Genomic DNA, 14,151 nt, shown 5'->3' on the forward strand with positions numbered 1-14,151 from the left:
TTGGAAAGTTGATCGATTAGTTATCTATTGATTTTTACTTTTTTATTTCAAAAGCGTTAGCTTTATAAAAGCTTCTGAGAAAATCCTTTCTTGCTGAGCGAAGCGAAAGTGCGGAGGAAGAAATTCAGTGAAAGACGCCTTTGAACTTGGAAAACACCCTTAATTAAATCAAATCCAGTTTTCCGAGTGAGACAGCGTCTTGAACGAATTTCTTCTGCAGCACTGCCCTTCAGTCACCAAGACGAACAGGATTTTCTCACATTTTCTTGTAAAGGAACGATCCAATGACACCCGCTATTCGCTACGAACATATCAAAACCTGCAAACAGTCCGGCGCACGCCTCGGCCTGGTCCATACGCCGCACGGCGTGATCGAGACCCCGACCTTCATGCCCGTCGGCACGCTTGCTACCGTCAAAACGATGAGCCCGGAAGAGCTCAAACAAATGAACGCCCAGATCATTCTTAGCAATACCTACCACCTATTCCTTCGCCCGGGACACGAAATCATTCGCGAAGCTGGCGGTTTGCACAAATTCATGAACTGGGACCGCCCGATCTTGACCGACAGCGGCGGTTTCCAAGTCTTCAGTCTGGCCGAGATGCGCAAGATCACCGAGGAAGGCGTAAACTTCCGCTCCCACCTCAACGGAGACAAGCTGTTCCTGTCGCCGGAAGTGGCGATGGAGATCCAAAATGCGCTGGGTTCGGACATCATGATGGCGTTCGACGAATGTCCGCCGTACCCGGCCGAACACGCCTATCTCAAACGCTCGCTCGAACGCACGTCCAGATGGGCGGAGCGCTGCCTGAAAGCCCATGCGCGTCCGGAAGACCAAGGGCTGTTCGCGATCGTGCAAGGCGGCATGCACGAAGACCTGCGCCGTCAGAGCGCGGCTGATTTGACTTCGATGGATTTCCCGGGGTATGCTATTGGTGGACTGAGTGTGGGAGAACCGAAGCATCTGATGTATGAAGTGCTGGAGTATACGGTACCGCTACTCCCGGCGAACAAGCCCCGCTATTTGATGGGCGTAGGTTCTCCGGATGCTCTGCTCGAAGGCGCCATTCGCGGAGTCGATATGTTCGACTGCGTGCTGCCAACGCGCATAGCGCGTAACGGAACGACGATGACAAGCCAGGGCCGGGTGGTTGTACGCAATGCCCAGTACGCGAGAGACTTCGGTCCTCTCGATCCGAACTGCGATTGCTATACCTGCCGGAACTATTCCCGGGCGTATCTGCGTCACCTGATCAAGGCTGACGAGACGTTCGGCCTCCGGCTGACCACTTATCACAATCTCCACTTCCTGCTCAACTTGATGAGCGGCGTCCGCCAAGCTATCCGCGAGGATCGCTTGCTTGATTTCCGCGACGAATTTTTTGAGCAGTATGGCATGCACGCTAACAGCAACGGGTTCTAAGCTGCCCCACGGGTCCGGTACGAGGATTTTCGTACGGCCATTCGCATATTAAGGGGGATTCACAATGTTTCAAGCTGCAACGCTTACGACCAACGCTGCCGGAGGCGGCGGAATTATTATGACGATCATTCCTTTCGTGTTCATGATCGCCATTTTTTACTTCCTGCTGATTCGTCCGCAACAGAAGAAACAAAAGCAACGTAACGCTATGCTCGGACAGCTCAAAAAAGGCGACAAAGTCGTTACGATCGGCGGTCTGCACGGCACGATCCTGGAGATCACGAACGACGTAGCGGTTCTTCGCGTGAACGACGTTACAAAAATGACGTTTGACCGCAGCGCGATCAGCCATGTCACGACGGCAGGCGGTTCCGATGTCAGCCTCGACAAGAAGTAAGTTGAATCGATGAAGGAAGTGCCGACGGAGGTGGATTTCCGCGGCCTTGCAAGCAAGCTGCCGCCGAACGGATCATTTCCGTTCTCCGGCAGCTTTTTTCCGGCCTGATTCAAAGGTTTACCGAAACATTTCCGATTAAAGGGACTCTACATAATTAGGAAGCGAACACGTCCGCAGGTTTGAAGGGAAGTGCTGAAAGGAAGTGACGGCATGATTTCCGAAATCGATACCGCATTTTGGCCGGTCTATACGGCAGCAGCCGTATTTGCGATCGTCTATGTGCTGGTCGTAACGGAAAAAATAAACGGAGGGTTGGCAGCGATCATTGGAGCGCTAGCGTTGTTGGTGCTGGGAATTGTCGACTGGAACGCGGCCTTGTCGCATCATATTGCACTCAATACGTTGTTGCTATTGGTTGGAATGATGATAACCGCAGCAGCGGTCGATCGCAGCGGAATCGTCCATTTTACGGCGCTGCGCATCGTACAAATGGTCTCCGGCAGTTTGCCTGCCGTACTTGTTGTCGTTACGCTGATTGCGGCATTGACATCGGCCGTATTGGGGAGCGGGCCGGCTTTATTGCTGTTGGCACCCTTGATTTTAAGGATTGGCCGAACTTTGCGGATCGGCCCGGTTCCTTTTCTGATTATGAGCGTTATCGCTTGTAATCTGGGAGGGATGACGACCTTGGCGGGAAGTGTACCGAATATGATGATCGGTACGGCTGCCGACATGGATACGCGTAATTTTGCGGCTCATCTCCTACAGCCGGCATTGATTTTGCTTGTTGTCCATGTTGCGCTGCTTATGTTGATTTTCCGCCGCGAGATGAAGCAGGGCGGCGATCGGAAAACGGAGCTTGCCTCGCTTGATCCTTCAAGCTATGTGACAAGCCGAACTCGGGCAAGGTTGTCGCTCGGCGTTCTGGTCCTGCTGATTGCAGGGTTGGTCTGGCATGACGCGTTGAATATGAGCAGCGGAATTGTGGCTATAGCGGCGGCATTATTGATGCTTGGCATCCATGTACATTCCGGAGATGAGCTTCGGCAAATTCGGGATCGGATGGATTTCAAAACGCTTGGCGTGCTGGTCGGATTCTATGTGCTGGCAGGCGGTCTTGTCGAGACCGGAATTATCGGAGAAATCGCGATGAGGCTTTTGGAGCTTACCAATGAAAATAAGACGTTGACGGCACTTGTTCTTTTTGCTGTTTCGGGATTATTTTCTGCCGTGTTGGACCCCGTTCCGTTGATTGCCGCTTCTATTCCGTTGATTCAGACGATCGGTTTGCAGATGGAAGTCGTTCGCCCAGCAGATTTGCAAGGACTTTGGTGGGCATTGGCATTGGGGAGCGGAATCGGTTCAAGCGGAACGCTGGCGGGTTCAGTCGCGGGGGGATTAGCTGCCGGACTGGCGCAAAAAGAAGGCTACCGTTTTTCGTATCTATCTTATTTGGTAGTGGCTTTTCCGTTGACTTTGTTGGCATTGGCGGCGGGAGGATGGTATTTGTACACGAATATTTTATAATTTCGAAACTTTTGTCCGACTTCATTCGTCTTTGGCAGGAGTACGAAATACAGCGTCGAATGAAAATGTACGAGTACTCTGAGGAGTAAGGAGGCATTATGCGATCGCGGAGAAAGGGGAAAGCCATGGCAACGGATCAGACACCGGAAAGGCAGAAAAGCACGGAAAAAGAGCTTGTTGGAGAAGAGTTGACGGAAGCGGTCATCGAACTTTGCCGGAGAAAAGCCGACGAATTTCATTTTCTGGGTTACGAATATACGACTTGGGAAGACGTATGGAAATGCGTGAACAGCAAGTATGCCGGAAGGCAAGATCCGCCTTTACATCGCATCGTCAATGACATCCTGACGCTCCGTGCGGACGGGATGATGAACTACCTCACTCTTGCGGCGCTGAAGGAGGCTCCCTTTTCCTAAAGGAGGGCCTTTCTTTTTGCTTCATTGACTCCATTTTCCGGCGTCGCTATAATGGGAATATTGAGAAAAAAGGGGGAACCAGAAACGGCATGAAGAGAATTGTCAGTTTCATTGTTATTGTGCTCGTCTCAATCGGGGTTATGATTTGGAGCACGCCCAACCTATTGAATTCAGTGAGATTGGGACTGGATTTAAAGGGAGGCTTCGAGATCCTGTATGAGGCGTCACCAATGACGGGCGGAGCAGAAGTCACCAGAGAATCCCTGACCGAGACGGCCAAGAGTCTCGAAAAACGCGTAGACGCCCTTGGGGGAAGCGAACCGGAGATCACCACCGAAGGCACCAACCGGATTCGTCTTAGAATTGCGGGCGTCACCGACGAAGCGGCCGTAAGGGAACGTATCAAAGAACCCGCTAACCTGACGTTCCGCAGCATGGGTAACTCTTCGGACGAAAGTACGACGGACGACGCCGGCGCTGCAACCGAGGACGAATCGGCTGTCGAAAGTCCCGACGCGACAAACGGGACTGACGGCGCGGCTGCGGGCACGGACGAATCGGCGGTCGAGGATACGTCCGACGGCACGGCGGCAACCGACCAAGCGGCAGGCACGGATACGGAAGCGACCGGAACCGACGAAGCGACGGGTACCGATACCGAAGCCGCGACGGCCGCCGATCCTTACCAGGGATTCGACAAGATCGAATTGACCGGCGAAGATTTCAAGCCGAACGGCGCTTCCGTGCAGTACGATTCGCTCAACAATCCGATGATTTCGATCGAATTGAACGACGCGGATAAATTCGCCGACGTAACCGGCCGATTGATCGGCCAACCGATGGCGATCTTCCTGGATGACGAGATGTTGTCGGCGCCTACCGTACAACAACGCATCACGGGCGGAACGGCTCAAATCACGGGCCAATTCAGTCGTGAAGAAGCGCAAAACCTGCGCGACACCATCAACCTCGGCGCGTTGCCGCTCAAGCTGACCGAGAAATACTCGCAAAGCGTCGGCGCGACCCTGGGACAACAGTCGCTTGACCAGACGCTTCGCGCCGGTATTATCGGCTCGATCATCATCTTGATCTTCATGGTATTTATGTATCGCGTACCGGGGCTGATTGCCGCGTTCTGCCTGATCATCCATACGTGGGGGACGATCCTGGTGTTCATATGGGCGGATATTACGCTAACCTTACCGGGTATAGCGGCGTTCATACTGGGCATAGGTATGGCGGTCGACGCCAATATCATTACCTCCGAACGGATCAAGGAAGAGATACGAAGCGGTAAAAGCATCATGTCGGCTTTCCGTGCCGGCAGCAAAAGTTCGTTCCGTACCGTTATGGACGCCCAGATCACAACCCTGATCGCCGGGGCTGTTATGTTCTGGCTGGGTACGGGATCGGTTCGCGGATTCGCGCTTGTTCTGATGATCGATATCGTGACGAGTATCATCACGAACGTCTTCCTGTCGCGTTACCTGCTCTCCCTGCTGGTCAAAGCGAAATCTTTGACGAAGCCGGCGTATTTCGGAGTGAAGGGGAGTGAAATTCGTGAGCTCTAAGAACCAGCTTCCAGATTCGAAGAAGTGGGATTTCAACTTTATTAAAGCAAGCAAATATTTCTACGGATTTTCGTTACTCATCACGCTGGCGGGCATTATCAGCCTTTCGATTTTCGGATTGAACTACGGCGTTGATTTCCGTTCCGGATCGAACGTGGATATTTCCTTATCCAAAGTCGTGACACAAGCGGAAGTCGAGAAGGTACTCGGCGATGCACAACTTGATCAGGAAGCCAGTATTACCGCAGGCAGTGATCGGGTCAACATTCGTTTTCCGGAAGTATTGACTGATGTGCAATCGCAGTCTCTTCAATCGACGTTTAACAGCCAAATTGATGCGAATGCGTCGTATGAGATCAACACTGTTGATACAGAAATGGCGAAGGAACTGGAGCGCAATGCGCTGCTGGCGATCATCGTTGCAAGTATCGGGATCGTGATTTACGTGACGATTCGTTTCGAATGGCGCTTTGCCGTGTCGGCCGTCGTTGCGCTTCTGCATGATGCGTTCCTGGTTATCAGCGTGTTCTCGATTTTAAGACTAGAGGTCAATCTCACCTTTATCGTCGCGATTCTGACTATCATCGGTTTCTCGATCAACGATACAATCGTTATTTTCGACCGGATTCGGGAGAATCTGCGTTTCGCCAAAAAGCAAACGCACGACGATCTTGAAGATGTCGTGAACAAGAGTATCTCTCAAACGATGACACGCTCGCTGGGTACGGTTTTCACCGTATTCATCGCGGCATTCGCTCTTCTGATCCTGGGCAGCGAATCGATTCGCATGTTCTCGCTGGCGATGGTTATCGGTCTATTGTTCGGTGCTTACTCTTCGATCTTTATCGCAAGTCCGTTGTGGCTGGCGCTGAGAAACAAAAAGAAGCCGTCCGCGGCCAAACCGTCCAAAGCGACGAATTAACACCATTACGGCTAAGTGCTTGTCTTAACGCTACATAGCAAGACTTGGTGTGAGACATGCACAAGCAGCCGTAGAGCCGCGTCCCGAATTCGAGGCGCGGCTTTTATTATTTCGGGATTGAATACGAGAGGGGAATCATTATGGCGGTCCGTCAACAAGATAGCGGGAATTCTACAGGTTGGACCGATGCCTGCCTGCTTGGTTTTACGGCGCTGGTCAAAGGAGTTGGCGGCTGGGCCGGAGGAAGTCAGGCTCTGCTTACCGATGCGTTGAATGCTGTAGCGGACGCAGTAAGGGTAAAAGGTACGCGATCCGTCCACCCGTCGTCTTTATGGATTAAAATGATGCTGGCGGCGTTGGTGCTGGTGGGTGCAATCGAAGCTTCGATTTCCGGAATCGGGCAGTTGGTGAATGGACCGAGCCAAACACTGAATGGCTGGGCAGTTGCTGCCTTTTTTGTAGCGGTTGTGATCGGAGAAGGCTTGTTTATCCTGAATTACCGCCGGCGACTCCAGCAGGATCGCGAAACGGCAATTCGGTATGCGGCGGAGCATCGTATCTCTTTGTATGCTTCTATGCTGGTAGCGGCAGGTATGGCCTTGTCGGTAGCCGGAAGCGGTTTTGATATTCCCCTGTTTGTCTATGCGGACCCGGCAGCCTCCTTGCTGGTGGCGATTCTTGTCATGGTTAAGGCTCTTCGCCTAATGCTATCGTTTTTTGAAAATTCTTCACAGCTAGTCGCTAGAACCAAAATTATTGATCCGACGCCTTTTATCGAGACCGTCCAGCGTATTCAAGGCGTGATCGAAGTTCGGGAGTTAAAAGCACAGGAGTCACTCGAAACGGTCACGGTCGAGCTGGTGCTCAGCGTCAATCCCCGAATGACGGTCAAAGAAGCCGAGGAAATCGCCCAACGTGCCCGGGATCTGTTGCTGCATCGTTTTGTTCAGGTGGTTGACGTTCATGTTCGGGTTGAGCCTTACCATACAGGATATCCATACAAGTCGAACGAAGAACTTCCCGATAGCGGCGAGCAACCGACAATCGTTCAATAAACTATGTTTTTAAAAGGCAGGTGAGTTTGTGCTTCATTCCCGATATCAATGGAAAATTGCAAATCCGAAGCAAGACACTGTGGAGCAGTTGAGCAGCGAAATAGGCGTGTCGCCGTTACTGGCCTCGTTGCTGGTGAACCGTGGATACGTTACACCTGAAGCGGCCTCCGATTTTTTGGATGGAGACAAGAACTTGGACGGACTGCATGATCCGTTTCTGCTGCACGGTATGGAAGCTGCGGTGCAGCGAATCCGTACAGCGCTTGAGCAGAAAGAGCGGATTTGGGTGTACGGGGACTATGACGCGGATGGCGTATCCAGCACGGCGCTCATGATCCGTTTGCTGACCACGCTTGAAGCGGACTTCGGCACCTATATCCCGCATCGCTCCAAAGAAGGGTACGGTCTGCATCGGCACGCGATAGACCTGGCGGCAGCCGAAGGAGTCAAGCTGATTGTTACTGTCGATACAGGCATCAGTGCCGTGGACCAGATTGCCTATGCTGCATCGCTTGGAATAGATACGGTCGTAACGGATCACCATGAGCCTCCGGCTGTTCTGCCGCAAGCGGTAGCTCTAGTCAATCCGAAGCTTCCGATGTGCAACTATCCATTTAAAGGACTGGCGGGTGTCGGCGTTGCTTTCAAACTGTCCCACGCTCTGTTGGGCCGGCCGCCGGAAGAATGGTTGGATCTTGCCGCAATCGGAACAGTCGCGGATTTGATGCCACTTACAGGCGAGAATCGTTTGCTGGTCGCGAAAGGCGTCGAGCGTATGCGCGTGCATCCGTCACCCGGCATCAAAGAATTATTGGCCATAGCGGGCAGCCAGCCGGAACAATTGAACTCGATCGGGATCGCTTTCGCTATCGCGCCGCGTATCAATGCCAGCGGCCGGCTGGATCACGCTAACCGTGCCGTTGATCTACTCATTACCGATGAACAGGACCGTGCCGAGCATCTGGCTTCGGTGTTGGATCTGCTGAACAAAGACCGGCAAAAAAACGTGGAAGATATCGTAAGCGAAGCGATCATGAAGCTGGAAACCAAGATTGCGGCGTCTGACGGTGCGGTTCCCGACGTGATCGTTTTGGCCGGAGAAGGCTGGAATGTTGGTGTCGTCGGGATTGTGGCTTCCAAAATCCTCGAGCGCTACTACCGTCCGACTATCATATTAGGCATCGACGCGGAAAAGGGCACCTGCAAAGGCTCGGCCCGTTCGATCCCCGATTTCGATATCTATGAAGCTCTGTTGTCGGTCGAAAACACCATGCAGCATTTCGGAGGTCACCCTTCTGCGGCTGGCATGAGTTTACTGCGCGAACGTCTCGAAGATTTCGAACAGGGATTGAACGAATACGCTGCCGAAAAGCTTTTACCCGAGCACTTGATTCCTGTTATCGAAGCCGAGACTGAATGCTCGCTTGCGGATATTCCGATTCCTGTCATCGAAGGCCTGGATCGCATGGCTCCGTTTGGCATGAGCAATCCGACTCCGCAATTCGTATTCCGAAATGTGAAGCTTCAACGCGTAATTACGATGGGCAAAACGAACACGCATTTGAAATTGGTCGTCGAGCAGGACGGTTGCGTGGTTGAAGCGGTCGCTTTTGGAAAAGGCGCGTTGGCCGAATATCTCAATGAAGGCGATCGGTTGGATGTACTTGCGGAATCGAGCATCAATGAGTGGAGAGGCAGTCGGAAACCGCAATTAATGATACGCGATCTGGCGCTTCCGGCTTTTCAGGTGTTCGATCGGCGCGCACCGGAAGCGTCGGCAGAAGACGTTGAACGTTTCCGCAAAAAGTCCGAGAATGTGCTGGCATGTGAGCCCAGCCAGATTGCGGTTGCTTTAAACCAAACGACACTAAAAGTTTCACAGAAGACTCTGGCGCAACTGCCGCTTTGGCTGTATGATGAATATTCCGGGATTCAAGGAGCGGAAAGCAGGCAGCGGCATGCGGAGCCGGCCGAGACGCGCACATTGTTCGTTTTGGATATCCCGGATACCGCTGCGCAATTGGACAAGCTGTTGGCCGAATGCCCTGCGTTGGAGAACATTGTGCTTTTGTATCCGGCGAGCGGGCCTTCGGCGCAGCGCTTGAGCGAGCCAAGCCGCGAACGGATCAAGACGATCTATGTAGAGCTTCGCCGTGCTGCGGCAGACCAGGTGAGCGAGGAACAATTGGTTCGACATTTGGCCCGCGCTTCCGGTTGCTCCATTCGGATGATTCGCATGACCCTTGAAGTATTCGAGGAGTTGCAATTTGTCGTTCGAAACGGAGTAATGCTTGCCGCGAATCCGACTCCGCCGAAGGCGGCTTTGGATTCAGCTTCCGCTTATCGCAAATTGCAGGAAGCGGAAGCCGTGGAGCGTATGATGCTGGGGCCGGGAGAAGATCTCGGAACTTGGCTTGCGCAGCGTCTACAGGCTGTTCGATCCGGAAACGCGGACGCGGCTTTATCTTTTTCGTTATCGTAGTGGAATAGGGTGCGTTGTCTTCGCCGCTTGGCGAGGCAACGCTGTTTCTTCTGTCGAACCGTCCGGGAAACAAGACTTAGGAGGAGATTTATTTGGATTTTAATCAGCATATTCGTGTCATTCCCGATTTTCCGAAACCGGGGATCAGCTTCAAGGATATCACCACGCTGCTCGGCAACGGGCCAGCTTACCGCGAAGCGATCGACGCACTGAAAAAGCAAGTCGAGCATTTGAAAATCGATCTGATCGCGGGACCGGAAGCCCGTGGTTTCGTTGTCGGCGCGCCTTTGGCTTACGCACTGGGCGTCGGTTTTATTCCGATTCGCAAAACAGGCAAACTGCCGTACAAAACGATCGAAGTGGAATACGAACTCGAATACGGCACGGATAAGCTGGCGATGCATATCGATGCGGTAAAAGAAGGACAAAACGTTCTGATCGCGGACGATTTGCTGGCGACAGGAGGCACGATCGCGACTTCCGTCGAGCTGGTGCGCCAACTTGGAGGCAACGTGGTCGGAGCCGCTTTCCTGATCGAGCTGGAAGAATTGAATGGCCGCAGCCGCCTGGATAACGTTGAAGTGTTCAATCTCATCAAAGGTTAATCGAAAGAACGTCGACAAGATACCCGACTAAAAACCCGTTATTTGACATCCCGAGAAGCAAGCGGGAGCAAATGACGGGTTTTTCGCGGTTTCAAAGCCTTTTTCGTCAAAAAAGAGAAAAAAGAACGAAAAAAAGCATTTTTTTTGAAACCCTTTGCGAACGGGGACGTATTATCTGGTGAGACTCAGCAGAGGAGCCTCTTTTCGTATTGGCTTCATGTTGTTTAAAGGTCCGAATTTTTAGAGTTAAGGAGGGGAATAAAATGTCCGTAATAAGAGAAACCGACCTTCCGGGGATTGGGCGCAAGTTCCTGATCGACACGGAAGAAGGCGACCGCGTCATCGTGATTTTGCATGAAGACGGTCAGCGCGAACTTTTTTGCCCATCGCCAGAGGAGCCGGAAGAGTTGATGCGCGTGATGACGATGACCGATACCGAAGCTCGTCAGCTCGGCGGCATCGTGGGCGGCATGAACTACCAGCCGACAGCGCTTGAGAAAGTCGAGCATACGCTGGATCAGTTGTCGATCGAGTGGTATAAGCTCAAAAAAGGCATCAAAGCGATCGGTCGTTCTATCGGCGAACTGAAAATCCGCGAAAACACGGGAACTGTCGTGATTGCTTCGATCGATACGATGCATAAGCAAACCGTAAGTCCGGGGCCGGAATACGTTTTGGCCGAAGGCATGACTTTGGTACTGGCTGGAGAACGGCAAAACATTCAGAATTTGAAAAGGATTTTGGAAGTAGGTGAGGCTTGATGGATCATATGGTCTTCGAAGTCGGAATCGCAGTACTTCTTATTGCGCTTGCCGGGTTCCTCTCCGCTAAACTTCGCTTTTCCGTAGTTCCTTTTTATATCCTCGCAGGTATGGCTGTCGGACCGCATGCCCCGCATTTCGGTCTGATTGACCTTCGATTTATCGAAAGTGCGGAACTGATTAACTTCATGGGCCGTCTGGGCGTTATCTTCCTGCTGTTCTATCTGGGTCTCGAGTTCTCGGTCGGACGTCTGGCAAAAGCCGGCAAGTCGATCGCGATCGGCGGCTCGATCTATATCGGAATCAACTTTACGCTGGGGCTGCTTTTCGGTCTCGTATGCGGATTCCCGATTCTGGAAACACTCGTCATTGCCGGCGTAACCACGATCTCGTCCAGCGCGATTGTCGCGAAAGTGCTCGTTGACCTGAGACGTACGGCCAACCCGGAAACCGAAATGATTTTGGGTATTATCATGTTCGAAGACGTCTTCCTGGCTGTCTATCTCTCCATCTTGTCCGGTCTGCTGCTCAGTGGAGCGACTACGCTTGGTGGCGTGCTGCTTTCCGCAGGAATCGCGCTCGGGTACATGTTGCTTGTCCTTATCGTCGGTCGACTGCTTATTCCGGTCCTGAATAAGATTTTGGGCGTTTCCTCGAACGAAATCTTTTTGACAACCGTGTTCGCGATGCTGTTTATCGTAGCAGGTTTCTCGGAGACGATTCACGTCGCGGAAGCGATCGGCGCATTGTTGGTCGGTCTGGTATTGGCCGAGACCAAGCATATGCACCGTATCGAAAAAGCAATCCTGCCTTTCCGGGATTTCTTCGGAGCTTTGTTCTTTTTCAGCTTCGGCTTGACGATTGATCCGCTTAGTCTTCAAGGAAACGCGGTATGGCTCGCAATCGGTGCGGTTATTCTGACGATTGTCGGCAACTATACGGCAGGCATGTTGGCCGGACGCAGCGGAAAACTGTCTCCGAAGGCTTCCTCGAACGTCGGCTTGACCATTGTCTCGCGCGGTGAATTTTCCATTATTATGGCGAACCTCGGCGCAGCAGGCGGATTGATGGCGATTCTTCAACCTTTTGCCGCCATTTATGTTTTGATTCTCGCCGTGCTTGGACCTTTCTTGACCAAGGAATCGGCTATGGTGCATAAATTTGTAACCAAAATCGTTCCGGCGAAATGGATGAGTCCCAAAACCGGAGGCGACAAACCGCAATAACTATTTTGAATGAATCAACGATTCGGTAACACAGGAATTATTTTCCTATAACATGGAGCGGCAGTGCCTGTTCTCCGGTTCTCCGTATCATGGGAAAATAACTCGTGCAGCAAGAATATCGCCCTAGGGCATGTCTTCAAACCTCGACGGAAGCAGAGTTTGCCGAATTTTCGTGCTGACCAAGGAACTTTTCTGAAGGCGTGCAGGGGCACGTCAAGGGAAAATGACGTAGGGCAGGGCGAAAAGGCGGTAAAAGATGCACGTTGGTAGGTTTGAAGACACGCCTTAGACAATCTGTAGGGCGATCAACAAAGAAAAGGCCGTGCGCTCTTCTTCGGAAGAGAGGCACGGCCTTTTTGGTAAGGTCCGGGCAAGATCAGATGTCCGGCGTTTTGACTTCGGTTTCAACTTCTTCTTTTTCATTGGAGAGTCCGAACATTTGGATCAATCGGAAAATGATATTGACCACAATACCCACGATCGTCGCAAGCGCCATGCCTTTCAGCGACACTTCGCCGATCGTCAGCGTGATACCGCTAAGCCCTGTACCCAGAATGACCGCGGCAAGCAGCATATTGACCGATTTGGAGAAATCGACTTTTTGTTCAACGAAGATACGCAGACCGGAAACCGCGATAACCCCGAATAACAGCAGCGAAACGCCGCCCATAACCGGTCCCGGAATATTGGCGACCGCCGCGGAGAACGTGCCGGAGAACGACAGCAAAATCGCGATCACGGCCGCTCCGCCGACAACGAATACGGAGTAGACCCGGGTCAGCGCCATAACGCCGATGTTTTCGCCGTAGGTCGTGTTCGGCGTAGAACCCACGAAGCCGGACAATACGGTGGATACGCCATTGCCGAGCAGCGAACGGTGGAGGCCCGGATCTTTCGACAGGTCTTTGCCGACGATATTGCTGGTGACGAGCAGATGGCCGATATGTTCGACGATTACGACAAGCGCGGCCGGCAAAATAGTCAGAATGGCCGCGACATCCCAAGTCGGGGTTCTGAAGTCCGGCGTGGACAAGAAGCTGGCGTCCGCTACGGCTGCCGTATTCACTTCGCCCATGAAGTAAGCCACGATATAGCCGACGGCGATACCGATCAGGATATGAATGATTTTCGGGAAACCGCGGAACAGCACGGCGCCAAGCACGGTGACAGCCAACGTTACGATCGAAATAATGATGGCATGGTGACTGTAGACGGCGGCTCCGGTAGTCTCGTCCACGGTTCCGAGCAGACCTGCCAAATCAGCCGCAACCGGCAGCAGTTCAAGACCGATCAGCGCCACGACGCAGCCCATCACGACCGGCGGGAACAGGAAGTCGATCCAGCGGGTTCCGGCGACTTTGACCAATAACGCGACGAGGATAAACACGACGCCGATAACGATAAAGGCACCGAGCGCTTTGGAGTAATTGCCCATATGGTCGCCGGGCCACGCGAGAACGACGCCGACCGGACCGAGAAACGCGAAGCTCGACCCCAGATAAGCCGGGATTTTCCCTTTGCAAATCAGGATGTAGAGCAATGTGCCGATCCCGTTCATCAGCAAGATCACGCTTGGGTCCACACCGAACAAATTCGGGACGAGCACGGTACTGCCGAACATGGCGAACAAATGCTGCAAGCTGAGAAGCAGGCCAGGGGCGAACGCCGGTTTTTCATTCACTTGAATTTCACGCTGCAAAGATTCTCACTCCTTAAGGGCATAGGTTGGAGCCGCTCCGTTAGGGTGGAGGAAGCGGCTCTGGAT

Annotated in this window: 12 protein-coding genes; 11 read left to right on the forward strand and 1 reads right to left on the reverse strand. The window is 52.7% G+C overall.

Annotated elements, in window-relative coordinates; translation table 11 throughout:
• Nucleotides 1–284 precede the first annotated feature (284 nt).
• The 11 genes from tgt (at nt 285) to WKI47_RS09150 (ending at nt 12,386) form a co-directional block, all read left to right on the forward strand.
• A complete protein-coding gene (gene tgt / locus WKI47_RS09100) occupies nt 285–1,424 on the forward strand; it encodes a tRNA guanosine(34) transglycosylase Tgt (protein WP_340226833.1) in 1,140 nt (379 codons plus the stop codon).
• Nucleotides 1,425–1,488: 64 nt separating this feature from the next.
• Complete coding sequence (gene yajC, locus WKI47_RS09105; RefSeq protein ID WP_340226834.1) at nt 1,489–1,821, forward strand: preprotein translocase subunit YajC; 333 nt, start codon at nt 1,489–1,491, stop codon at nt 1,819–1,821.
• 210 nt (nt 1,822–2,031) lie between these two features.
• A complete protein-coding gene (locus tag WKI47_RS09110) occupies nt 2,032–3,348 on the forward strand; it encodes an SLC13 family permease (protein ID WP_340226835.1) in 1,317 nt (438 codons plus the stop codon).
• 125 nt (nt 3,349–3,473) lie between these two features.
• Complete coding sequence (locus tag WKI47_RS09115) at nt 3,474–3,764, forward strand: post-transcriptional regulator (RefSeq protein WP_340226836.1); 291 nt, start codon at nt 3,474–3,476, stop codon at nt 3,762–3,764.
• 89 nt (nt 3,765–3,853) lie between these two features.
• Nucleotides 3,854–5,335 carry a protein translocase subunit SecD gene (gene secD / locus WKI47_RS09120; protein ID WP_340226837.1) on the forward strand — a complete coding sequence of 494 codons (1,482 nt, stop codon included), beginning with the start codon at nt 3,854–3,856 and terminating at the stop codon, nt 5,333–5,335.
• Nucleotides 5,316–6,257: a protein translocase subunit SecF gene (secF, locus tag WKI47_RS09125; RefSeq protein ID WP_425355447.1), complete on the forward strand. Its 942-nt coding sequence runs from the start codon at nt 5,316–5,318 to the stop codon at nt 6,255–6,257. The genes secD and secF overlap by 20 nt, the downstream gene beginning before the upstream one ends.
• 140 nt (nt 6,258–6,397) lie before the next feature.
• On the forward strand, nt 6,398–7,312 hold the full coding sequence (locus WKI47_RS09130) for a cation diffusion facilitator family transporter (protein ID WP_340226839.1): 915 nt from the start codon (nt 6,398–6,400) through the stop codon (nt 7,310–7,312).
• 28 nt (nt 7,313–7,340) lie between these two features.
• A complete protein-coding gene (recJ, locus tag WKI47_RS09135; RefSeq protein ID WP_340226840.1) occupies nt 7,341–9,794 on the forward strand; it encodes a single-stranded-DNA-specific exonuclease RecJ in 2,454 nt (817 codons plus the stop codon).
• 92 nt (nt 9,795–9,886) lie between these two features.
• Nucleotides 9,887–10,399: an adenine phosphoribosyltransferase gene (locus tag WKI47_RS09140; RefSeq protein ID WP_037290317.1), complete on the forward strand. Its 513-nt coding sequence runs from the start codon at nt 9,887–9,889 to the stop codon at nt 10,397–10,399.
• Between the two features lie 263 nt (nt 10,400–10,662).
• Complete coding sequence (locus tag WKI47_RS09145) at nt 10,663–11,160, forward strand: cation:proton antiporter regulatory subunit (protein ID WP_340226841.1); 498 nt, start codon at nt 10,663–10,665, stop codon at nt 11,158–11,160.
• Complete coding sequence (locus WKI47_RS09150; RefSeq protein ID WP_340226842.1) at nt 11,160–12,386, forward strand: cation:proton antiporter; 1,227 nt, start codon at nt 11,160–11,162, stop codon at nt 12,384–12,386. Before WKI47_RS09145 ends, WKI47_RS09150 begins: the two co-directional genes overlap by 1 nt.
• A 376-nt stretch (nt 12,387–12,762) precedes the next feature.
• Here WKI47_RS09150 and uraA read toward each other — a convergent pair whose 3' ends face one another.
• On the reverse strand, nt 12,763–14,085 hold the full coding sequence (gene uraA / locus WKI47_RS09155) for a uracil permease (protein ID WP_340226843.1): 1,323 nt from the start codon (nt 14,083–14,085) through the stop codon (nt 12,763–12,765).
• Nucleotides 14,086–14,151: the final 66 nt, after the last annotated feature.

The sequence above is a fragment of the Saccharibacillus sacchari genome, assembly GCF_037722395.1.
GTDB lineage: Bacteria > Bacillota > Bacilli > Paenibacillales > Paenibacillaceae > Saccharibacillus > Saccharibacillus sacchari_A.